Origin of the sequence: Bradyrhizobium sp. CER78 (assembly GCF_029846235.1) — a bacterium.
In the GTDB taxonomy this organism is placed as follows: Bacteria; Pseudomonadota; Alphaproteobacteria; order Rhizobiales; family Xanthobacteraceae; genus Bradyrhizobium.
Genome location: NZ_JARVWP010000001.1, coordinates 402,362 through 422,333, shown reverse-complemented (window position 1 = coordinate 422,333; position 19,972 = coordinate 402,362). Strand labels below are relative to the sequence as shown.

The following is a 19,972-nucleotide window of genomic DNA, read 5'->3' as shown; positions in this document are numbered from 1 at the left end:
GGGTGTTGGCGGTTAGCCTACCCGAAGATTGTGAAATTTCAATCACGGTAGCCGGGATTGACCCGGTCGAGCTTGCGCAGCAGCGGCGGCCAGACCAGCTGGGTCGAGCGCAGCTCGGCGCGGTCGGGGTTGGACAGCAGCTCGGTGTTCTTGTCGATCGCGAGCTGGTCGACCGGATAGGCGATCGGTCCGAGCGCGCGGGTCGCCACCTGCATCGAGCAGGCGCGCTCCAGATGGTACATCCGCTCGAACGCGGAGGCGACCGAGCGGCCGACCGTCAGCGTGCCGTGATTGCGTAGCAGCATGTGGTTCTTGGTGCCGAGATCGCGCTGCAGGCGCGGGCGCTCGTCATGATCGAGCGCGATGCCTTCATAGTCGTGATAGGCGAGATCGTGGGTGACGAGCTGCGCGGTCTGGTTCAGCGGCAGCAGCCCGTCGGGGCCGCTCGACACCGCGGTGCCGTCGATCGTGTGCAGGTGGAGCACGCAGCCGGCGTCCTCGCGCACTTCGTGGATCGCCGAATGAATGGTGAAGCCGGCCGGGTTGATGCTGTACTGGCTCTCCGAGAGCTGGTTGCCGTCGAGGTCGACCTTGACCAGGCTCGACGCGGTGATCTCGTCGAACATCAGCCCGTAGGGGTTGATCAGGAAGTGATGCTCGGGGCCGGGCACGCGGGCCGAGATGTGGGTATCGACCAGATCGTCCCAACCATAGAGCGCGACCAGGCGGTAGCAGGCGGCAAGATTGATCCGCTGCTCCCATTCCGCCGCACTCATGTTCGACGGCACTTCCTTCAGGCGTGCTTCCGCTGGCGACATGGCCGATTGCTCCGTTGATGGCTGTTTCCTGCGTCGAACCTAGCGTCGGCGCCGGATCGCGGCAAGGCAGCGTAACGGCGTGACAGTCATGTCAGCATGCGACGGCTGGCCCACGATCAGGGAGATCATGCTCCGGAAGTGGGCAGCAGCGTAACGGACGTGCTGCGCGCTACGGCGCCGGGATCGCCAGCAGGCTCGAGATGCTGCGGCCGCGGATGTCGTAGACGCGGGCGAACACGACGTCGTCGCGCTTGATCTCGACCATCACGGGCGCGGCCAGGCCCTTGCAGTAGAATTCGCCGAGCGTCATCGCGAAGTCGGCGGCATTGCTGTCCCAGCCGATCGTGAAGTCGGGCCCGAGCGCGACCTGCGCGGGCCGCTGCGGTCCGCACACGGCGACCTTCCACTTGCGGTTCTGCGGCGGCACTTCCTGCCGCTCCGCCAGCTGCTCGCGCAGCCCGTCGGAGGCCTGCTTCAGCGCCAGGCCCCAATAGTCCAGCATGAAGAAATTGTCGGCGGTCCGCACCGTGCCGGCGATGTGGTTGAAGTGCGTGTACTGGTACGGATGCAGGCGGATCATTTCGCTGAGCGGCAGCAGCAGGCCGAACGCGAACACCGCGAGCGCCGCGGGTTGCCAGGCGCGGCGGTTTTCGCCGAGCCAGTCCATGCCGCGGGCGAACGCGACGCCGGCGAGCACCGCCATCGGCGGGATCACGAAGATGAAGTGGCGGATGCCGTTGTAGAGCGCCGGCCGCTTCACCATTGCGATCACCAGCGGCAAGGTTGCCGCGAGCGTCAGCATCAGCATGATCGACTTGCGCTTCGCGGTCACATCGATGCGCGACAGCGACATGAAGGTGGTGATGACCGCCGCGGTCAGCAGCACCAGCATCACTTCGGGAAGCTGCAACGCGAACAGCGTGGGCAGATAGGACCACGGCATGTCCGGCACCGACACCAGCGCGCCGTCGAACATCTCCTTCCACGGTTTCTCGAAGAAGTGCGAGAAATAGGTCACCGCTTCCAGCGGATGCCCGGGCTCCATGATCGACCACGGCCAGATCAGGCCCATCACGAGATAGCCGAGAACAAGCCCCGGCAGCAGCACATAGACGACGTGGGCAAAGCGGTGGGTCGCCTCGCGCGCGCCCTGCTTGCGGAATTCCTCGATAAAGAGCGGGATGAAGCCGACCACGGCGTAGATCAGAGCGAGCCCGCCAAGGACGCGGCAGCCGATCGACAGGCCAGCCCCGAGGCCCACGATCAGGATCGTGCGCGGCGAGGGCGCCGGATATTCCTCGATCAGGCGGACGAGACCCAGGATCAGGAAGATCATCGCCACGGCGAACGGCGCATCCTTCGGGTTCATGAACATGTGGCCGTAGAAGGTCGGGCACAGCGCCAGCAGCAGCAGCGCCGCCAGTCCCGCCAGCGGGCCGCCGACGCGGCGCGCCAGCCGCCAGGTTACGGCGAGGCCGATGACGCCGACGATCGCGCCGAGCAGGCGGCGCGTCTCGAACAATTCGAGAGGAATGACCTTGTGCAGCAGGGCCGCAGCCATATCGAAGCCGCCGCCATACATATAGAGGTTGGCAAATGACAGCGCGCCGGTGTCCTTGAACCCGGACCCGTACATGCGCAGCAGGAGGTCGGCATATTCAGCGTGGGTGTAATCGTCCCAGCCGAGGCCGTAATCGCGGAAAGTGAGGCCGGCGACCACGGCGACCACGCCGAGGACGAGGAATGCGAGATCGTCGCAGGTCTTCTCCACGGAGCGCCGCGCAGGCGCCTCGATGGCAGACGTCGTAATCGATGACATAGCTAGTGGTACCGGCGTGCCTGTGGCCCAGTTTGGCGCTTTAGGGCCTCATTCCCCGGCATCCATAGCGCAGTTCCGTTTCCGAGTAATTGGTAATTGTGGCGTAATTTCCCAGATGCGTTGCAATAAATTGGCAGCAATTCGTAGCCAGTAAATCTACGGGAGCAGGCGCCCGACGCCGTCTGGTGTGACCGCGAGAAAGACGCGCGCGTCCGCGCGGTTAAGCGGGATTTTAGGGAACTCTGCCTACAATTGGCGGTTGGCGGTGTGGGTAATATGACGGTATCGTGGCGTTGGTGGCCCACACCCATTTTTGGTCGGGTCTCCCGGGGGTTAGTTCGATGAAGGTTGGTCTGTTGGTCGTCGGCGCGGGCCTGGTCGTGGCGGGCTTGGCGGCGGTCGGCTTGGGAATCCCCTACAAGGAATTCAGCGTCGGCGGCACCTTGATCATGACAGGCGTGACCGGCGTGTGCACAGGTGCGATCGTGCTGGCGCTTGCCGCCGTGGTTGGGGAACTCCAGATCATCGCCGCGCGGCTCGAGCCCGGTGCCGCGGGCGCCAGGGTGGAGGTTCCGCCTGCAACTTCCCCGCGCAATGCCCCTGACGATGCGGTATTCCCGCCGCCGCGTGAGCCGAAGGTCGCTGCACCCCCGCCGGTCCCGCCGGCCGCGCCAGCGGCTGCAAGCCCGCCGCCCTGGCACGACGAACTTGCCCCGCGCGGCGCGTCCGCCGAGGCCCCGCCGCCCACGCCGGGTGCAGCGCCCGCGGATGGGAGCGCGCCGCCGAAGCGGCGCAACCTGCTGTTCTCCTCTTCGCGCAAGGAGCGTGAGCGGTCCGAGACACGGGCTGCCGAGCCGCTGACGCCGGATCTGCTGTCGCCGGAGCTGCGTCCGGGCCCGGCCGCGGCGGCCGACCCCGCGCCGGCAACATTCGACGATGCGTGGCCGAAGGCCGATCGGCCGAGGTCGGTCGATGTCGCCCCGCGGCGTGGCCCACGGGCGCCGTCGACCTTCGGCGAGGCGCAGTCAGCGGCCGCGTCGCCGTCGTCAGGCCATCCGCCGCCGCCCCAGGAGCAGCCCCCGGTGACCGTGCTCAAATCGGGCGTCGTCGACGGCATGGCCTATTCGCTCTATTCGGACGGATCGATCGAGGCGCAAATGCCCGAGGGCATGATGCGATTTGCCTCGATCGACGAGCTCCGCTCGCATCTGGAGCAAAGGCCGTAGATCTACGGCAATACTTGCGAACGGCTGGCGCGAAGTCTAAAACACGGCAGTTCTTGTCAGATTTCCTGTAATCCGCTCATATTCGCGAAGTAGTGCGCGATTCTGTTGATGTATTGTCGCGCGCGGATACTGCCCGAACGGCGTGCGGCGCCGCGCCGTCGAGAGCACGGGGAAGGTTGAGCCATGTCCGATACGTCAGGCAAAACGCCGGTCGAACTGACCGCTAACATCGTTTCGGCCTATCTCAGCAACAATCCGACGCCGGCCTCGGATATTCCGAACCTGATCGGCCAGGTCCATGCCGCACTGCTGCGCGTGTCGAGCGGGCGCAGCGACACGCCGAGCGAGCCGGCCAAGCCTGCGGTGTCGATGAAGAAGTCGATCACGCCGGAATATCTGGTGTGTCTCGAGGACGGCAAGCGCTTCAAGTCGCTCAAGCGCCATCTGCGCACCCAGTACAACATGACCCCGGAACAGTATCGCGACAAATGGGGGTTGCCGGCCGACTATCCGATGGTGGCGCCGAACTACGCAGTGGCGCGCTCCCAGCTCGCCAAGAAGATGGGCCTCGGCCAGCAGGCGCGGAAGCGGAAATAGCACCTTACGCGGCGGAGGCCAGCGCCTCGCGCGCATCGTTGCGGATGCGATCGACCATCGAGCGCAGGCCGTTGGAACGCTGCGGCGTCAGATGGTCGCGGAAGCCGAATTCGTCGAACAGCGCCAGCGCGTCGGTGGCGAGGATATGCTTCGGCGTCTGCCCGGAAAACAGCGTCAGCACGATCGCGACCAGGCCGCGCACGATGTGGGCGTCGCTGTCGCCGATATAGATCAGGCGCGGTTCGCCATTGGCATCGCGCTCGACCCGCTTCGACAGCCAGACCTGGCTGACGCAGCCCTGCACCTTGTTCTCGGCCGAGTGCTCCGCCTCCGACAACGGTTCGAGGGTGCGGCCGAGCTCGATGACGTAGCGGTAACGGTCGTCCCACTCGTCCAGCAGCGCAAAATTGTCCCTGATTTCGTCGATCGTCGTCATCGTGGCCCACGTCCTGTCCTTAACGGCTTATATAGGAAGGCGCGCCGCGAAAGCGATGAAAATGGAACCGGTTCCCTGCGGTTTTGACGTGTTTTCTTCACGCGAACCGGCGCCCACTTTGTTCGAAAGCGCGCTGGTTTGCGCTCACGGCATCGGCGGCAGGCGGAATTCGATGGTCTGGTCGTCCGCGGTCAGCGTGTCGCGGGACGCGGAGGCAGAATCGGTATCGTCCTTGCCGATCGAGCCGGTGTGATCGGGAGGCTTCTTGTCGGTGATCATCTGGTAGAGCTTGCGCGCACCGTCGGTCGCCCGCTGGCCGATCGCGGTCGCGGCCTGGCCGCCGACTTCGCAGGCCGATGGCTGACGCTTGCAGAACTGACCCATGTCGCTGATCGTCGCGGTCGCGGCCGACACCGCGTCCGATGCGCTGATCTGCGGCGTCTTGTCCGCTTCAGGAGTTTTGTCTCTCGGCAGCAGCACGAGCACAAGCCCGAGCCAGAATGCCAAACGCAGCAGGAAGAACATGGCGCGATCCCGGTCGTCTATCTTGTCTTGCTTCTTGCGCGGTCGATGCCGCTATTGCCCTCACGGTTAGCATCGGTCGATAAATCGGAAGTATCTGCATTGAAGTAAATCCGCCGAAAAATCGCGGAAAATTCGCCTGAATTGATTCGCCGTAAATTTTCGATTGATAGCGGCTTTCGGCTGCCGGAGATGCCGGCTACGCCGTGTCCACCATTTCGAAACCATAGATCGTCGCATCCGGAAACCAGCCGTTCACCATCCCCGACAAATGACCGGTGAATGGCAGCCTCGCAGCCTCGTCAATGCACGGTGTTTGGCAGCGGGCCACCGCGCCTTAGCGTTCGCTTAAGTTCGCTCTGACACGTTGACCTGCAATCACGAAGGAGGCGTTCCGGCGCGTCTGTCTTGACGATTGAGCCGAAGCGCGAGTGCTGTGAGTAGTTTGAGTCTGATCCGCGATTGCCTGGATGCGCTGCTGCATCCGTCGGCGCAATATGATGCGCTGACGCGTGCGCGCCACCGTGCCTTCATGGCGCCTCGGCTGCTCGGCAGCCTGGCGGCGCTGGCTTCGTTCCCTGCCTTTCTGGCGATGCGCGGCGCGCCGACGGCGATCGAGGTCGCGGCGTTCGCCTGGCTGATCGCGCCGATCCTGCTGTCCTGGTTCCTGTCGCGCACCGGCCGCTACGAGGGCGCCCATGTGCTGTCGTCGCTTGCGCTGGCCGGTCTCGTGATGATGATCGCCGCGACCACCGGCGGCATCGCGTCGTTCGCCGCGGTGTGGCTCGTCGTGATTCCGATCGAGGCCGCGCTGTCGGCCTCGCGGCGCGTGGTCGCGTTTGCATTTGCGCTGGCGATGATCTGCGCGGCGCTGCTGAGCGTGCTGGCACATTACCATGTGCTGCCGGCGGCCGATCCCGCGGTGGCGTCGAACGGCACGCTGGTCGGTTTCGGCGTCGTGTCGGCGATCTTCTATGCGGCCGGGCTCGCCTTCGGCGCGGAGTCGCTGGCGCGCACCAGCGTGGCGCTGCTTTATGTCGAGGAAGAGCGCTACCGCCTGCTCGCGCATAACATGAGCGACGTCTTGTCGCGGCACAGCCGCAACGGCGCGGTGCGCTTCATTTCACCCGCGGTCGAGATCATGCTCGGTGTGCCGGCGTCGCGGCTGTCGGGCCACGGCCTGTTCGACCGCGTTCATGTCGCCGATCGGCCGGCCTATCTCACCGCGCTGTCGGACGCCGCGCGCGGCGAGTCCCGCAGCGTCGAGTTCCGGGTGCGCCGCGACGGTGCGCGCGGCGAGGCTGCCGGCGAATTCATCTGGGTCGAGATGCGCTGCCGCGCGCTCGACCAGACCTCGGCCGACGCGGAAGTTGTCGCCGTGATGCGCGACGTGACCGATCGCAAGGTGCAGGAGCAGGCGCTCGAACAGGCGCGCAACGCGGCCGAGCAGGCCGATGCGTCGAAGACGCGCTTCCTCGCCACCATGAGCCACGAGCTGCGCACCCCGCTCAACGCCATCATCGGCTTCTCCGAGATGATCGCGCAGGAAGACGTGCTCGGGCTCGACGCGGCCCGCCGCAAGGAATACGCCCAGCTCATCAACGACTCCGGGCAGCATCTGCTCTCGGTCGTCAACGGTATCCTCGACATGTCGAAGATGGAGTCCGGCAATTTCGAGATTTCGCCGGAGCCGTTCGCGCCGCGGCCGGCGCTGCTCAATTGCTGCAACCTGGTGGCGTTGAAGGCGCGCGAGAGCGGCGTCGACCTCGTCACCCGCGTGGGCGACGACCTGCCGGTCGTGAATGGCGATCCACGCGCGTTCAAGCAGATCGTGCTCAATCTGGTTTCCAACGCCATCAAGTTCACCGAGCGCGGCGGCAAGGTGACCGTGTCGGCCGGCGTCGAGGGATCGCGGCTCATGCTGCGGGTCTCGGACACCGGTGTCGGCATCGCCGCCGACGATCTCAAGCGGATCGGCGATCCGTTCTTCCAGGCCGGCAAGACCTATCAGCGCCGCCACGAGGGCACCGGCCTTGGCCTGTCGATCGTCAAGGGGCTGGTCGGCCTGCATCACGGCGAGATGAATGTGGAGAGCAAGGTGGGCGAGGGCACCATCGTGTCGGTCGCGCTGCCGCTGGCGTTCACCCCGCCCGCCGCCGTCGAGCCGACCAGCAATGTCTCGACGCTGAAGCCCGCATTGCGATCCGGTCTCCAAGAGCAAACCCATCAGGTGAAGAAGAGTGCCTAGACAGACTTTGGATGATGACGAAACGCCGCGCCGTCGCCGCGGCGCCAAGGCAGTGGCCATCGCGGCCGAGGAAGAGCGTGGCCTCGTCCTGCGCCTGCTGCTGCACAGTCCGAAGGATCTCGTCGCCGGCGTACTGGCAACGTCTGCCATTGTGGCTATCCTGATCAACGCGCTGTTCCTGCAGGCTGGCCGTCATCCGTCCCCGATGTTCGGCGGCTCGGTGGTGACGCTGCCGCCGCCGCCACCGGCTGTCGCTGCCGCCAGCCCGATGCCGCGCCCGCGTCCTGCCGAGGCTGCCGCCCGATCGGTCGAGCCGGCCGCCGTGGAGCCGCCGAGACCGGTCGATGTGAAGCCGGTGGAGACCAGGCCGGCCGAGACCAGGTCCGTTGAAGCCAAGCCGGAACCGAAGCCGGTTGAAGCCAAGCCGGTCGATCCGATGGCCAACCTGGTGCTGAAGTCGACCGCTGCGCCGCCGGCGGCCGCACCGTCCCCGGCCGCCGCGCCGTCCAGCGTCATTCGTCCGCCGGCGCCGATCCCGACCCAGCATCTGAGCCCGGCCGGCAAACGCATCGCCGCGGTCCAGCGCACGCTGACCGAATATGGCTACGGCCAGCTCAAGCCGACCGGCACGATCGGCGCCGACACCCAGCACGCGATCGCGAAGTTCGAGCGCGCCCGCAAGCTGCCGGTGACCGGGCAGATGTCCGATCGTCTGGTGCGCGAGCTCGGCACCATGATCGGGCATTCGATCGACTAGGCCGCGAGCCCATAAATCTGCCGTTCGGAGGGCTTAACGGAGTCCACTATGCGCGGGTGGCAACCAAAGTTGCAGCGCAGCCAAATGACGCGATGGGCCATGAGCAGAAGGTCATCCGCCCCAAAGGTTCGTTTACCAGCACCTCGACGCTTGTCGGTGAGCGGATCAAGGATAGGCTCAACCGGCTATCGGTGTGAATGTTGAGATCGATAGTGCTCAAGGTTTTTCGAGGCGTGGGCCTGCTTTGCTTATGCATCGTGGCAATTGCCGTTGTCATAGTCCCGTTGGAGCTTGTCGCATATCCTATGCTGAAATCCATCGGATGCAGTTTGACCGAGGAACAGCAAAGCTTCACCTGTGGAGACGGTTGGGTCGGTCAACTCATCTCGACCGTTCTCAACCTGCCGATACAGTTCTCTGACGCGCGAGAATTTTCGTTCGGGGCGACCCGAGCGTCGTTCGGTCGAGGTTTCAAGATCTACTTGTTCGACGCGATCTTTGTTCTCGCGCTGGCATATCTCCTAACGATACTCTTTGCGCGGAAAGCCGGTCGACGAAGCAGCTAACTTCCGCAACGGGTCATTCGCGACCGGATCAACCCAGTCGCAAGTCTGGCCAAGTCCACTATGCCGCCGAAAGCGGAAGTAAATTCAGAGCATTGGTGGCACGGCCATGCACCCGTCGGCGCGTGACATCCGTGACAATTGGACGTGGCCGCGCTGCTGGCCTATAGGTCGGCGCATGCGATTGAAAACCAGTATTTGGGTTGCGGCCTATCTGCGCCGCTGCCAGACCGAAGGCGTGTTCGGCGCGGTCCGCAAGAAGGGCGCCGAAGAGGCCGGCGCCGTGTTCGTCAAGGTGGCGCTGATGGACGGCAACGCGATGCTGTACGCGCCGGCGCCGCAGACGGTCTATGACGACAGCCGTCCGGTCGAACGGCTGTTCGTGCCAACGGCGCCGCAGCCGGTGACCGAGCCGACAGTCGAGGAGCGATTGACCAAGGAACTGCGCTTCGATCCCGATGCCTGGATCGTCGAGACCGAGGATCGCGCTGGGCGGCACTTCCTCGATCTGGCGAAGAGCTAGGGCGCAACCTCGGCTGCTTGGGAAGCAAGCGCATTTGTCCGCTTGCACCACAACGGCCGCGCAGATCCCGACATTCAACGACTTCGCGGTCGGACCAGATCCGGACACGACCGCCGAGCTCCCCGAGACGGCGCGGCGTGGCCGGGCGAAGCGCGGTCGGTCGGAGTGGTGCGCCGATGCACAGCCGTTGTCGCGCATTGCGCAGTCCCGTTCGGCAGTCCGCGACCCCAGGTACGCTGCCAACGGCCGAGCTGGTGAGCGCATCCGCGTGAGTCGGCCGGCGCATCCCTGATAACCAAACTAGCGAAACGCCTGACGACGGCTTGCATCAATGCACTCTGGTCGACTGTCTCTCGCGCGCCGGAACATCTCATGTCCAGTCTTGACGTCCTGTTCAGATCCTACCGCCTGAACGCCCTCGACCTGCCGAACCGCGTCGTGATGGCTCCGATGACGCGGTCCATGTCGCCGGGCGGCGTACCCACCGCCGAGGTCGCCGCCTATTATCGCCGCCGCGCAGAGAGCGGCGTCGGTCTCATCATCACTGAGGCGACAGGGGTCGGTCGCCCGGCCGCGCTCAACGAGCCCAATATGCCCCGCTTCCACGGCGAGACGGCGCTCGCCGGCTGGAAGAAGGTGGTGGACGAGGTTCACGCGGCAGGTGGGCGCATCGCGCCGCAGTTGGTTCATGTGGGGCATAAGCTCTCGAACGCGGTACCGGACTGGACACCGCCGGCGCCCTATGAAAGTCCCTCGGGGCTTTCAGTGACAGGCGAGCGCGTCAATCAGCCGATGAGCGAGGCCGATGTGGCCGACATCATCGACGCGTTCGCGAGGGCAGCAATGGATGCCGAGCGGCTCGGCTTCGACGGCATAGAGGTGATGGGGGCGCACGGCTATCTCATCAATCAGTTCTTCTACGACCATCTCAACTTGCGCGACGACGAATACGGTGGCTCGACGCTCGTCGAGCGTTCTCGCTTCGTGGTCGAGATTCTGAACGCAATTCGGTCGGTGGTGACCTCGGGCTTCCCGGTGATTCTCCGCCTTTCACAATGGAAGCCGAAAGACTTCAGTGCACGGCTGGCCGCGACGCCGAAGGCGCTGGAACAATGGCTTTCCGTCCTTGTCGACGCTGGAGCGGATGCCTTCCACCTCTCGCAGCCAAAGTTCTGGCAGCCCGCTTTCCCTGAGATCGATCGGGAGCTGAATCTTGCCGGCTGGGCGAAGAAGCTCACGGGGGTCACCGCGATAACCGTTGGCGCTGTCGGCCTGTCTGGCGACGTCTACGCATCCTTGGCGGGCGAGACCGCCCAATCCACGCCGCTGGATGGACTGCTCAGGCGGCTGGAGCGCGGCGAGTTCGACCTGGTCGCGGTCGGACGCGCGTTGCTGCAGGATGCCGCCTGGCTTGAGAAAGTACGGCAAGGTCGCGAGATCGCCGAGTTCACGCCGGCTGCGTTCGCCACCCTGAGTTAATCGGCGGGGCGGGTGGCAGGGCGCCACGACGAGCTTGCCGTGCCAACGAGTCCACGTATGCCCCGAATAAAGCTAGAACGCGATGGTCGCGCCTTAGCTTCCGGATTTCTGGTTGCGAATGGCGGGCGCGCTGCCGGGCTGCACTGCCGGTCGCGTTTGCGGCGACGCGGCGCGCACGTGATGACGCTCATCGTCATACAGCGACGAGCGATACTTGGCGCGGGCCACCGCCATCGTCGAGCCGCGCCAGGCCGCCAGCATCACCAGCGCGGAGCGTTCGCTCAGGCGATCGTAGAGCCGCGACAGCCGGTAGACATAGTTGACCGACGAGCCGGCTTCCGGATTGAGGAACATCAGGATGCGCTGGAAGGCGGCGCTCGACACGTCGAGCGCTCGCATCGCGCAGGCGAGCGGCTCGCCGCCGGGATCGTTGACGACGTCGGCGGCGATCCGCGACGGCAGGATCAGCGCTTCGCCGAGTTCGAGTGTGAAGTTGTCGAGGTCCTCGGCAAACGCGGCCATCTCCAGGATATGGATCGCGCGCGCGGCGCGGGCTGCCGGAATCCGTGCCGCGGCCTTGAGCGGCGTTTCCTGCAGATTGTGCAGGATTTGCGCGCGTTCCTTGGCAGTGGCGGCGAAGAACATGTCGGAGATTTCGGCGGCATCGTTCGGCCGCATCGCAAGGCTCGCCGCCATCCGCTGCTCGGCCTCGGTCGGAATCCTCGCCTGCGGCGTTGACGCTGCGGGCGGGGCAATCGGCGCAGCAGCCGGCATCGGCTGGTCCGGACCGGCGCGCCGCAGGCCGAGCTTCTCCATGATCCGGGCGGGCGTTGCCGGATAGATTGCAAGCCGCGCGCGGACCGCGGCGCGGGTCGCGTCGTCGACCTCGTCGATCAGGCGCGACGTCAACTCGACGAATTGGCGCTCTTCATCGGCGGAGTGTGCGCTGGCCTGCACATAGAGGTCGGTCAGGACGCGCAGCAAAGTGGGGCGGATGTCGACGCCCTCACGACGGGAGAGCGTCATCAGCCCATCGAAACCAGGAAATAGCGGAGCTGCGCTCATCTCGGCGTACGCGACTTGCCAGTAAGATTCGGTTTGAAAAACCCTGTGACAGCGAGCCTACGCAGGCTGTTTTAAGACGCAGTTAAGGAAAACAAGCCGTGAAGGCGAACGCTCGGATTTGCGCGTGTCTATTAAGGCACAGCGCCATATCCGTAACCGTCCGTATCGGTAGTTTAAGATGTCATTAACCATGCCCGTTCTTAACTCGGCGTGCGCGGGGCAAATCATGTCCGTGCGGGGCCAGAGAGAACGGAACATGGGCACCATCGTTGAGTTTCCGGCGGATGCGGCTGCACGGCGGCCGAGCATGGCCGGTGCTGCCGGCGAAGGCATGGGGACCGTGCTGATCCTTCCCGTCGTCCGGATCGAGCGAACGACGGAGGAGACCGGCGGTGGTCGCGGACCGGAGCAGGGCACTGCGCAGGGCCGCCGGCGCCGACGCCGCTCCTGATCGCGGACAGCGTGCAATGCTCGAGCCTGTGCAGCGGACTGTCGTTCGGCGGTCACTCCCGGCGCTGATCCTGCTGGTGGCGGGCTCAGCGCTCGCGGGCTGTAGCGGCGGCGATTTCGGCCGCACCCGCGCTGATTTCCGCAACGACGACATGCATCGCTGGATGGGCGCCGAGGCGACCGGCAGCATCGGCAAGAACGCCTCGCAATTCCAGCTCACCGAACACGAACGCCAGCTGCGCGATCTCGCCTATCAGTTCGTCGAGCCGCCGTTGTCGCGGCCGGCATGGAAGAGCGTGTTCGGCGATTACCAGCCGCTGCCTTCGCCGTGGCGGCAGAAGGCGGTGTTCGATCGCACCGCGTATGGCCGCAACCTGATCGACGAGCCGCATCGCTCGTTCGCCTCGCGCTATTCGCTGCTGATCGACCAGGTACGCGACGACATCACGCGGTTCGAGCCGTTCTTCGCGACGGCGATCCAGGTGATCGAGCTCGACCGCAAGCGCAGTGCCAGCCTCAACATGATTGCCGACGTGTCGCCGCGCGAGCGGGCCGATGCGGTCGCGCGGATGGAGGAGAACACGCTGATCGTGCAGTGGGTCCAGCAGGCCCTGGAGCGGCGGATCTCGTCCTATCGCTGGGCGCTGGAGCGGCTGGTGATCCAGGCGCCAGACGGCATGGCCGCGGATGCCGAACGTCAGATCAACGAACTCGCCCGGCTCTCCGCCAATGCGCCGCTGGTCTCCGGGCCGGTCACGGGCCAGGCCGTGGTGACGAAGGGCTAGGCCGATTTCACCTTCTTGATTGCGGACCTGACGCGGCGGCTGTTGGCTTGCCGCGGCAGGCTTGCAATGAACTCCTTCAGCGCATCGGAGGGCGGATGGGCCGAGGGGTAGGCGAGGCCGACCTGGCGCGTCACGTCGATCTCGATCGCACGCACCGCGACGTCCGGATTGCCGCAGGCCACGCCTTCGGGGACGATCGCGATGCCGACCCCGGCCGCGACCAGCGCCATCGCCCACTCCTCCGATTCCGCGATCGCCACCGGCTTGCGCGGCGGCGCGGTGCGCTTGAAGAATTCCTGCTGCTCGCAATGGCAGCGATCGATCATCGGAACGCCGGCGAAGTCGCTGGTCCGCAGCGTCTCCTTCAGCGTCAGGGGATGCGACGGCGGCAGTGCCGCGACATAGCGCTCGCTCCAGAGCGGGATGAAGCGCTCGTCGGGGCCGATCATCGTTCTTGCGACGATCCGTGCGTCGGCCTGCTGGTTGGCGCCGACCAACCGAAGCGCGAGATCGGCGTTGCCGGTCAGCGGCTTCAGCAGGGCGATCGTTCGCGCCTGATCGAGCGTGCGCAACAGACCGAGCGTCAGCGGCTGCCTTGTCGCCGGTTTGCGAAACAGGTTTCGCGCCGCGTCCGCCTCGTCGATGATCCTGCGGGCGATGCCGTGAAACTGCGCGGCAGATTCCGTCGGCGCCATGCCCTTCTTGTGCCGGATGAACAGCGTGGTGCCGAGCTCGGCCTCGAGATTGGTGATCGCCGCGGAGATCGAGGGTTGCGAGATGAAGCAGCGCTTCGCCGCAGCGGTCAGATTGCGCTCGCGGTAGACCGCGGCAAAATAACGGAGTTCGCGGATATCCATAGGCCTGTCCTATCGTATCGATAGAAAGACAATATTTTACCTATGGAAATGCGAGTGGCAAGCCTACGCCGGCGTCAGCGGAGGATATGTCATGCGCATCCATCATCTCAATACTGGCACGATGTGCCCGATCGGAAAGCGGCTCGTGAACGGCAGCGGCAGCATCTTCCAGCGGGCGCGGATGGTCTGTCATTGCCTGCTCGTCGAGAGCAATGACGGCCTCGTGCTGGTCGACACAGGCATCGGGCTCGACGACATCGGTGACCCGCCGCGGCTCGGGCGCAAATGGGTGCGGCAGACCACGCCGCGACTCGATCCGGCCGAGACCGCCGTCCGTCAGGTGAAGGCACTGGGCTTCTCGGCTGATGATGTGCGCCATCTGTTGCTGACGCATCTCGATCGCGATCACGCCGGCGGCGTGCCGGACTTTCCGAAAGCCAAGGTGCACGTCCATCGCAAGGAATACGATATGGCGGTGACGCATCAGGTCACACCGCCGGAAGGACGCTACATCATGGCGCAATGGAAGCATGGGCCGGACTGGACGTTCTATGGCGCTGATGGCGAGGACTGGTTCGGATTCAAAGGCGTGCGCGCGCTTGGTAACCGCGAACCGGACATTCTGATGATCCCGCTGCCGGGCCACACGCTCGGCCATTGCGGCATCGCGGTGCGCGACAAGGGCAGATGGCTGCTGCATGCCGGTGATGCCTACTTCCATCACGCGCAGCTCGATGTGAGGCCGCGGATCCCGCTGGTGCTCGGCCTGTTCCAGCGCCGAGCGGATATGGATCGCGCGACGCGGATCCAGAACCAGGAGCGCTTGCGCCAGCTGAAGGCGGCGCATGGCTCCGATGTCACGATCGTCAACAGCCACGATCCCATCGACTACGAGAGCTGCCGTTGCGGTCGACACGCGCTCGCTCTTTGATTTGACCGCGCGGTCCGCATTTGACCTTCGTCGCAGAGTTTGCCAGCGATTCTGGCGCGGTCGTTGCATCCACCTTACCATTTGAAATTCGGGCAATGGAAATGCCAGTATTTGCGCGGGGTTGCGCCGGCTGCTTGTTTGACGTCGATTGTCTTGGGGCTAATAGGGGTGGCAATGACGGACATTGACTTCGAGCGCATCGTGGATCGGATCCATGAGGCTGCTGTCGTTCCAGACCTGTGGCCGGACGTTCTGGAAGACATCGCGCATGCCGGCGGCGCCCACGGCATGGTGATGATCAGCTCGGGCAGCGATCGGTGGAGCGGCGTCTGGAATGGCGTGGTGATGTCACCATCGATCCAGGAGGCATTCTCGGCCTTCATCAGCGAGGGCCTGGCCAGTCGTACCGAGACGACCCCGAGGCTGCTGGCACGGGATCACCCTGGTTTCGTCAGCGAACAAGACGTCTTCACGCTGGAGGAATGGGAACGCGATCCGTATCGGACGGAGTGGAACAAGAAGTGGGGTTTCGAGCACGCCTGCGCCACGGCCGTCCATAGTCCCTCCGGCGAGCTCGTCGTGTTTCATATGGAAAGACTCGCAGGCGAGCCGGCTTTTTCGCGGCAGGATCTCGATTTTCTCGACCGGTTTCGCCCCCATCTCGCGCGGGCGAGCCTGCTGGCGACGCGCTGGCGTCTGGCGCGGATGCAGGCGGCGACCGAGGCTCTGGCGCTCGTCGATCTGCCGGCGTTGGCGATTGAACGATCCGGACGTGTCCTGGTGGCGAACGCCTTGATCGAAGGGATGACGGACGTCCTGCGCTGGCTCCCCGGGGACCGTATCGCGATGAGGGACGCGGCCGCTGACACCCTCCTGCGTGCCGGTTTGTCCCAGCTCGGGTCGCCGCTTGAGAAGGCCGTGCGCTCGTTTGCGGCGTGCCGCGCCGACAATCAGGACCGTGTGGTTGTTCATCTGGTGTCGATGCCCGGCGAAGCGCGCGATCTTTTCGATGGGGCGGTGGGCATCCTGATCGTGACGCCGGTTACGGCGCCTCAGGCGCCGAGCCTTGCGCTCATTCGCGGGCTCTTCGACCTCTCTCCCAGCGAAGCGCGGGTTGCCCGCGGCATCGTGCAGGGACAGACGATCGGTGATATCGCGGCGCTTCACGGGCTAAGCCGCGAAACGATCCGCAACCAGGTCAAGGCGGTGTTTGCCAAGACGGGAACGCACAGCCAACGTGATGTCGTCGCGCTGCTCGGCGCTATCCCGAAACTGACGGTCGCCGGCTAGCGTTTGCGAGCCGCCGGCGGCGGGGCCGGAACGGGCAGCGGCGGCGGCGCTTCCTGCTTGGCCGCGACCGGCTCGGTCTGCAGCTTGCAGGATGAAGCCGCGAGCGAGGCCTGTGCCTGCGGCATCAGGCCGGGCTCCGGCGCCAGCGCCTTCAAGAGGATCAGGCCGGTCGAGGTCGGCGAGTCGATGATCAGCCGGTCGGCAGCGGTGACTTCCTCGTCCTCCGGCAGCTCGTTGTGCTGCGCTTCCGTCATCAGGTCGAGCTCGATCACCTTCTTGCCGGCGGAGCGGTCGTTGATCGCGTAATAGGCGACCTCGTTGCGGGTGTAGAACGACACCGAGGTATAGGCCTGGCTGACCGGCACGGTGAGCTTGAGCGGCCCGGTCGAGAGATCGTAGCGGCAGATCGCGACCGCGAAGGCCGGATCCATCAGCGGCATCGGCGAGTGGCTCGGGTCGGCCAGCGGCAGCTGCGTCACCTCGTTGAGCTTGGTCATCGGCGTGAGGCGCGAATAGGCGTCCTGCGAGGCGATGCGCGGCAGCGCCAGCACGCTGACGAGGTGCACCACGCCGCCGAGCAGCACGCCTGCGAGGATGGTGAACAGCACGCGGATCATGGGCAGCCCGTCGTCGTGATCGAGGGCATCGGCGCATCGCGCTGGGTGCGGGTCGCGACCCCGACCGGCGTGTCGTAGAGCCGCAGCATCAGCGCGTAGCGCTCGATGCCGCCGGTCGGCAGCCAGTTGCCGGCGCGCGAGCGCGAGGCGATGTGGATCTCGAACGTGCCGTCGGAGGCGCGCATGATCTCCTGGCTGGTGAAGCCGTAGCGCTGCAGCGAGTTGGCGACGAGGTGACCCTTGCGGTCGAACAGCGTCAGCGTCCAGAACCGCGCCGCCGGCGTCACGCCGCTGACCACGATGTCGCAGCGGCCGTCGAGCGGCTTGTTCTTGTCGTCAGTGGTTGCCGAGAACGCGATGCCGTCGCCGGTGCCGATCGGCAACTCGCCGCTGCGCGCGATGGTGGCGCGCGAATAGGGGTCGACGTCGGAGGTGCCGTTCTTCGGCCGCGCGGTCCAGGCGCCGATCTTCAGCGTACCGAGATCGGTGCCGCGCGTCGCCGTCGCGTAGGTCAGGCCGAGGCCGACGGCGGTGGCGATGACGAGAGCCAGCAGGGTGGTGAGGAGGAGCCGCACGTCAGTTCTTGCGTGGCACTGCAGGTGTCGCGCCGTCCGGCCCGGCCGCGGCAACATAGTTTTCGGGGAACGCCAGCGCGCTCGAGGACTCCGCCTTGCCGGTCTTCGAGGGCTCGTTCAGCGTGGTCTTGCCGGTCGTCTTGGCTGCATCGTCGAGCAGCTTCTCGACCCGCACCAGAATATCCGCGCCGCGCTTGGTCAAGACCGGTGGCGGACCCGGCTTGGTTTCCAGCACGCGCGGCGCCGCGTTGGCCTGGGCATTGGCCTGTGCCGGCTGCGGCGGCAGCTTCTGGCCCATGCCGACGCCGACGAGTTCCTTCACTTCCACGCCCTGATGCGCAGCGACCATGATGTCGTGCCAGGTCTGCGCCGGCAGCGAGCCGCCGGTCATGCGGTTGGTCGGCGAATAGTCGTCATTGCCGTACCACACCGCACAGGTGAAGTTGCCGGTGTAGCCGACGAACCAGGCGTCGCGATAGGCATTGGTGGTGCCGGTCTTGCCCGCGGTCGGAATGCCGTCCAGTGCGGCGCGGCGCGCGGTGCCTTCGCTGACCACGTGGCTCATCATGCCGGCCATGTCGGCGGCTATGTTCGGCGGAATCGCCTGCCGCGGTTTCGGCCCGTCGCGGTCCCAGCGCCACACCAGGTCGCCGGCGCCGGTGCGCACCTCGAGCACCGAATGCGGCGTCACCGACTTGCCGCGGTTCGGGAAGGTCGCATACGCAACTGCGTGCTCCAGCACCGTGACTTCGTCGGAGCCGATTGGCAGCGACGGCGTATCGGGCAGCGGCGCCTTGAGGCCGAAGCGGCGCGCCACCTCGACGATCTTGGCGCGGCCGGCCTTCGGGCCTTCCTTGCCGCCCAGCATGATCGAGAGCTTGACCGGCACGACGTTGATCGAGCGCGTGATCGCCTGGGTCAGCGTCACCTGACCCGAATAGGAATGGCCATAGTTCTGCGGGCACCAATTGCCGATACAGACCGGGCCGTCGACGATCTTCGAGTTCGGCGTGAAGCCGTTCAGCAGCGCCGTGGTGTAGACGTAGGGCTTGAACGACGAGCCCGGTTGCCGGTAGGCGTCGGTGGCGCGGTTGAACTGGCTGGCGCCATAGTCGCGGCCGCCGACCATGGCGCGGATGCCGCCGTCGAGATCGGACACCACGGTCGAGGCCTGCGTCGCGTGATAGTCGCGTCCGAACTGCCGGAGCTGGTTCTCGATCGCTTCCTCGGCCGCCTTCTGCACGTTCATGTCGATCGCGGTGCGGACCACGAAGACGCGCTCGGTGTAGGATTTCGGGAAGGTGTCGACCAGCTTGCGCATCTCGTCGAAGGCGTAGTCGAGATAGTAGTTCGGCGAATTCTCGTCGCGCCGATCGACCGCGACCGCCGGATTGCGCCGGGCGCCGAACACCTGGCCCTCGGTCATGAAGCCGGCATCCACCAAATTGTCGAGCACGACGTTGGCGCGGGCGCGTGCCGCCGGCAGGTTGATGTGCGGGGCGTATTTGGTCGGCGCCTTGAACAGGCCGGCGAGCATCGCGGCTTCCGCGAGGTTCACGTCGCGCACCGACTTGTTGAAGTAGAAATGCGCCGCGCCGTCGACGCCGAAGGTGCCACCGCCCATATAGGCGCGGTCGAGATAGAGCTTCAGGATCTCGTTCTTGGTGAGGCGCGTCTCGAGCCAGATCGCAAGGAAGGCTTCCTTCACCTTGCGCTCGATGGTGCGCTCGTTGTTCAGGAACAGGTTCTTGGCGAGCTGCTGGGTGATCGACGAACCGCCCTGGCGGACGCCGCCGGCCTGCGCGTTGGTGACGAGCGCGCGGGCAAGGCCCGGAACGTCGATGCCGAAATGGTCGTAGAAGCGGCGGTCTTCGGTCGCGAGCGTCGCCTTGATCAGATTGTCCGGAAAGTCTTCCAGCGGGATCGAGTCATTATGCTTGATGCCGCGGCTGCCGATCGGGTTGCCGTAGCGGTCGAGGAAGGTCACAGCGAGGTCGGATTTCTTCAGCCAGTCCTCGTCGGCGGTCTCGCGGAACGCCGGGATCGCGAGCGTCAGCAGCAGGATCATGCCGCCGAGCCCAAGGGTTGCGGCTTCCGACAGCGGCTCGATGAACACCCAGCGCTTCCAGCGACCGACATAGAAGCGGTCCATGAAGGTGGAATAGCGCTCGTAGAGCTCGCGCAGGCCCTTGCCCGACGAAAACAGCGTCGAGTCGATACGCGCATCGAGGTCCAGGAAGAAGTTCCGGACCTTCTGTTTCCAATGCGACGGCATGATCTGAAAGGACCGGACCCTTGATCAGTTCGACAGCGCTGCGGGCGCCCAAATCGGGCACAGGCCAGTGTCTTGCTTCGATGTTGCGGCAATCCCAAGGCGCTTTTGCGTCGTTGGGGACTCGTTCCACGTTCTATCC

19 protein-coding genes are annotated in these 19,972 nt (G+C 65.4%); 10 read left to right on the top strand and 9 right to left on the bottom strand.

Annotated elements, in window-relative coordinates:
* Positions 1–38 precede the first annotated feature (38 nt).
* A complete protein-coding gene (locus tag QDT69_RS01835) occupies positions 39–818 on the bottom strand; it encodes a class II aldolase/adducin family protein (RefSeq protein ID WP_279704960.1) in 780 nt (259 codons plus the stop codon).
* A 169-nt stretch (positions 819–987) separates the two neighbouring features.
* On the bottom strand, positions 988–2,637 hold the full coding sequence (locus QDT69_RS01830; protein WP_279704959.1) for a glycosyltransferase family 39 protein: 1,650 nt from the start codon (positions 2,635–2,637) through the stop codon (positions 988–990).
* 341 nt (positions 2,638–2,978) lie between these two features.
* Here QDT69_RS01830 and QDT69_RS01825 point away from each other — a divergent pair, with 341 nt between their 5' ends.
* Together QDT69_RS01825 and QDT69_RS01820 are read left to right on the top strand one after the other, a co-directional pair.
* Positions 2,979–3,863 carry a DUF308 domain-containing protein gene (locus QDT69_RS01825; RefSeq protein ID WP_279704958.1) on the top strand — a complete coding sequence of 295 codons (885 nt, stop codon included), beginning with the start codon at positions 2,979–2,981 and terminating at the stop codon, positions 3,861–3,863.
* 183 nt (positions 3,864–4,046) lie between these two features.
* Positions 4,047–4,460: a MucR family transcriptional regulator gene (locus QDT69_RS01820; protein WP_021080787.1), complete on the top strand. Its 414-nt coding sequence runs from the start codon at positions 4,047–4,049 to the stop codon at positions 4,458–4,460.
* 4 nt (positions 4,461–4,464) lie between these two features.
* Here the strand turns inward: QDT69_RS01820 and QDT69_RS01815 are convergent, their stop codons facing one another.
* Together QDT69_RS01815 and QDT69_RS01810 are read right to left on the bottom strand one after the other, a co-directional pair.
* Positions 4,465–4,896 (bottom strand): SufE family protein, encoded by a 432-nt coding sequence (locus QDT69_RS01815; protein WP_279704957.1) that lies wholly within the window; start codon positions 4,894–4,896, stop codon positions 4,465–4,467.
* Between the two features lie 144 nt (positions 4,897–5,040).
* The gene (locus tag QDT69_RS01810; RefSeq protein ID WP_279704956.1) at positions 5,041–5,421 is read right to left on the bottom strand and encodes a DUF5330 domain-containing protein; all 381 of its coding nucleotides are present in this window, start codon (positions 5,419–5,421) and stop codon (positions 5,041–5,043) included.
* Positions 5,422–5,854: 433 nt separating this feature from the next.
* Here QDT69_RS01810 and QDT69_RS01805 point away from each other — a divergent pair, with 433 nt between their 5' ends.
* The 4 genes from QDT69_RS01805 to QDT69_RS01790 all read left to right on the top strand — a co-directional run bounded on the left by QDT69_RS01805 (position 5,855) and on the right by QDT69_RS01790 (position 10,988).
* Positions 5,855–7,666 (top strand): ATP-binding protein, encoded by a 1,812-nt coding sequence (locus tag QDT69_RS01805; protein ID WP_279704955.1) that lies wholly within the window; start codon positions 5,855–5,857, stop codon positions 7,664–7,666.
* Complete coding sequence (locus QDT69_RS01800; RefSeq protein WP_279704954.1) at positions 7,659–8,423, top strand: peptidoglycan-binding domain-containing protein; 765 nt, start codon at positions 7,659–7,661, stop codon at positions 8,421–8,423. Before QDT69_RS01805 ends, QDT69_RS01800 begins: the two co-directional genes overlap by 8 nt.
* 741 nt (positions 8,424–9,164) lie before the next feature.
* Positions 9,165–9,509, top strand: coding sequence for a DUF1491 family protein (locus tag QDT69_RS01795; protein WP_279704953.1), 345 nt, complete (start codon positions 9,165–9,167; stop codon positions 9,507–9,509).
* Between the two features lie 372 nt (positions 9,510–9,881).
* Positions 9,882–10,988, top strand: coding sequence for an NADH:flavin oxidoreductase (locus tag QDT69_RS01790; protein WP_279704952.1), 1,107 nt, complete (start codon positions 9,882–9,884; stop codon positions 10,986–10,988).
* A gap of 93 nt (positions 10,989–11,081) precedes the next feature.
* Here QDT69_RS01790 and QDT69_RS01785 read toward each other — a convergent pair whose 3' ends face one another.
* The gene (locus QDT69_RS01785; protein ID WP_279704951.1) at positions 11,082–12,014 is read right to left on the bottom strand and encodes a DUF2336 domain-containing protein; all 933 of its coding nucleotides are present in this window, start codon (positions 12,012–12,014) and stop codon (positions 11,082–11,084) included.
* A 295-nt stretch (positions 12,015–12,309) separates the two neighbouring features.
* Between QDT69_RS01785 and QDT69_RS01780 the strand changes: the two genes are divergently transcribed.
* Together QDT69_RS01780 and QDT69_RS01775 are read left to right on the top strand one after the other, a co-directional pair.
* The gene (locus QDT69_RS01780) at positions 12,310–12,504 is read left to right on the top strand and encodes a hypothetical protein (protein ID WP_024579523.1); all 195 of its coding nucleotides are present in this window, start codon (positions 12,310–12,312) and stop codon (positions 12,502–12,504) included.
* Positions 12,505–12,520: 16 nt separating this feature from the next.
* Complete coding sequence (locus tag QDT69_RS01775) at positions 12,521–13,288, top strand: hypothetical protein (protein ID WP_279704950.1); 768 nt, start codon at positions 12,521–12,523, stop codon at positions 13,286–13,288.
* Here the strand turns inward: QDT69_RS01775 and QDT69_RS01770 are convergent.
* The gene (locus QDT69_RS01770; protein WP_279704949.1) at positions 13,285–14,145 is read right to left on the bottom strand and encodes a LysR family transcriptional regulator; all 861 of its coding nucleotides are present in this window, start codon (positions 14,143–14,145) and stop codon (positions 13,285–13,287) included. The two genes, QDT69_RS01775 and QDT69_RS01770, sit on opposite strands and share 4 nt — an antisense overlap.
* 91 nt (positions 14,146–14,236) lie before the next feature.
* On the opposite strand from QDT69_RS01770, the gene QDT69_RS01765 reads away from it, so the two are divergent.
* A complete protein-coding gene (locus QDT69_RS01765) occupies positions 14,237–15,076 on the top strand; it encodes an MBL fold metallo-hydrolase (RefSeq protein ID WP_279704948.1) in 840 nt (279 codons plus the stop codon).
* 174 nt (positions 15,077–15,250) lie between these two features.
* Positions 15,251–16,366: a LuxR C-terminal-related transcriptional regulator gene (locus QDT69_RS01760; RefSeq protein ID WP_279704947.1), complete on the top strand. Its 1,116-nt coding sequence runs from the start codon at positions 15,251–15,253 to the stop codon at positions 16,364–16,366.
* Here the strand turns inward: QDT69_RS01760 and QDT69_RS01755 are convergent.
* The 3 genes from QDT69_RS01755 to QDT69_RS01745 are packed head-to-tail and all read right to left on the bottom strand — an operon-like array spanning position 16,363 to position 19,833.
* Positions 16,363–16,983 (bottom strand): DUF1254 domain-containing protein, encoded by a 621-nt coding sequence (locus tag QDT69_RS01755; protein WP_279704946.1) that lies wholly within the window; start codon positions 16,981–16,983, stop codon positions 16,363–16,365. The genes QDT69_RS01760 and QDT69_RS01755 overlap by 4 nt on opposite strands.
* On the bottom strand, positions 16,980–17,558 hold the full coding sequence (locus QDT69_RS01750; protein WP_279704945.1) for a DUF1214 domain-containing protein: 579 nt from the start codon (positions 17,556–17,558) through the stop codon (positions 16,980–16,982). The genes QDT69_RS01755 and QDT69_RS01750 overlap by 4 nt, the downstream gene beginning before the upstream one ends.
* Before the next feature lies 1 nt (position 17,559).
* Entirely contained in the window at positions 17,560–19,833 is a 2,274-nt protein-coding gene (locus QDT69_RS01745) for a PBP1A family penicillin-binding protein (RefSeq protein WP_279704944.1), read from the bottom strand.
* Between the last annotated feature and the right edge of the window lie 139 nt (positions 19,834–19,972).

Coding starts and splice junctions, on each gene's coding strand:
- QDT69_RS01790 (WP_279704952.1), top strand. CDS start 9,882: ATGTCCAGTCTTGACGTCCTGTTCAGATCCTACCGCCTGAACGCCCTC.
- QDT69_RS01760 (WP_279704947.1), top strand. CDS start 15,251: ATGACGGACATTGACTTCGAGCGCATCGTGGATCGGATCCATGAGGCT.
- QDT69_RS01765 (WP_279704948.1), top strand. CDS start 14,237: ATGCGCATCCATCATCTCAATACTGGCACGATGTGCCCGATCGGAAAG.
- QDT69_RS01755 (WP_279704946.1), bottom strand. CDS start 16,983: ATGATCCGCGTGCTGTTCACCATCCTCGCAGGCGTGCTGCTCGGCGGC.
- QDT69_RS01820 (WP_021080787.1), top strand. CDS start 4,047: ATGTCCGATACGTCAGGCAAAACGCCGGTCGAACTGACCGCTAACATC.
- QDT69_RS01815 (WP_279704957.1), bottom strand. CDS start 4,896: ATGACGACGATCGACGAAATCAGGGACAATTTTGCGCTGCTGGACGAG.
- QDT69_RS01775 (WP_279704950.1), top strand. CDS start 12,521: ATGCTCGAGCCTGTGCAGCGGACTGTCGTTCGGCGGTCACTCCCGGCG.
- QDT69_RS01795 (WP_279704953.1), top strand. CDS start 9,165: ATGCGATTGAAAACCAGTATTTGGGTTGCGGCCTATCTGCGCCGCTGC.
- QDT69_RS01810 (WP_279704956.1), bottom strand. CDS start 5,421: ATGTTCTTCCTGCTGCGTTTGGCATTCTGGCTCGGGCTTGTGCTCGTG.
- QDT69_RS01770 (WP_279704949.1), bottom strand. CDS start 14,145: ATGGATATCCGCGAACTCCGTTATTTTGCCGCGGTCTACCGCGAGCGC.
- QDT69_RS01830 (WP_279704959.1), bottom strand. CDS start 2,637: ATGTCATCGATTACGACGTCTGCCATCGAGGCGCCTGCGCGGCGCTCC.
- QDT69_RS01780 (WP_024579523.1), top strand. CDS start 12,310: ATGGGCACCATCGTTGAGTTTCCGGCGGATGCGGCTGCACGGCGGCCG.
- QDT69_RS01745 (WP_279704944.1), bottom strand. CDS start 19,833: ATGCCGTCGCATTGGAAACAGAAGGTCCGGAACTTCTTCCTGGACCTC.
- QDT69_RS01825 (WP_279704958.1), top strand. CDS start 2,979: ATGAAGGTTGGTCTGTTGGTCGTCGGCGCGGGCCTGGTCGTGGCGGGC.
- QDT69_RS01835 (WP_279704960.1), bottom strand. CDS start 818: ATGTCGCCAGCGGAAGCACGCCTGAAGGAAGTGCCGTCGAACATGAGT.
- QDT69_RS01785 (WP_279704951.1), bottom strand. CDS start 12,014: ATGACGCTCTCCCGTCGTGAGGGCGTCGACATCCGCCCCACTTTGCTG.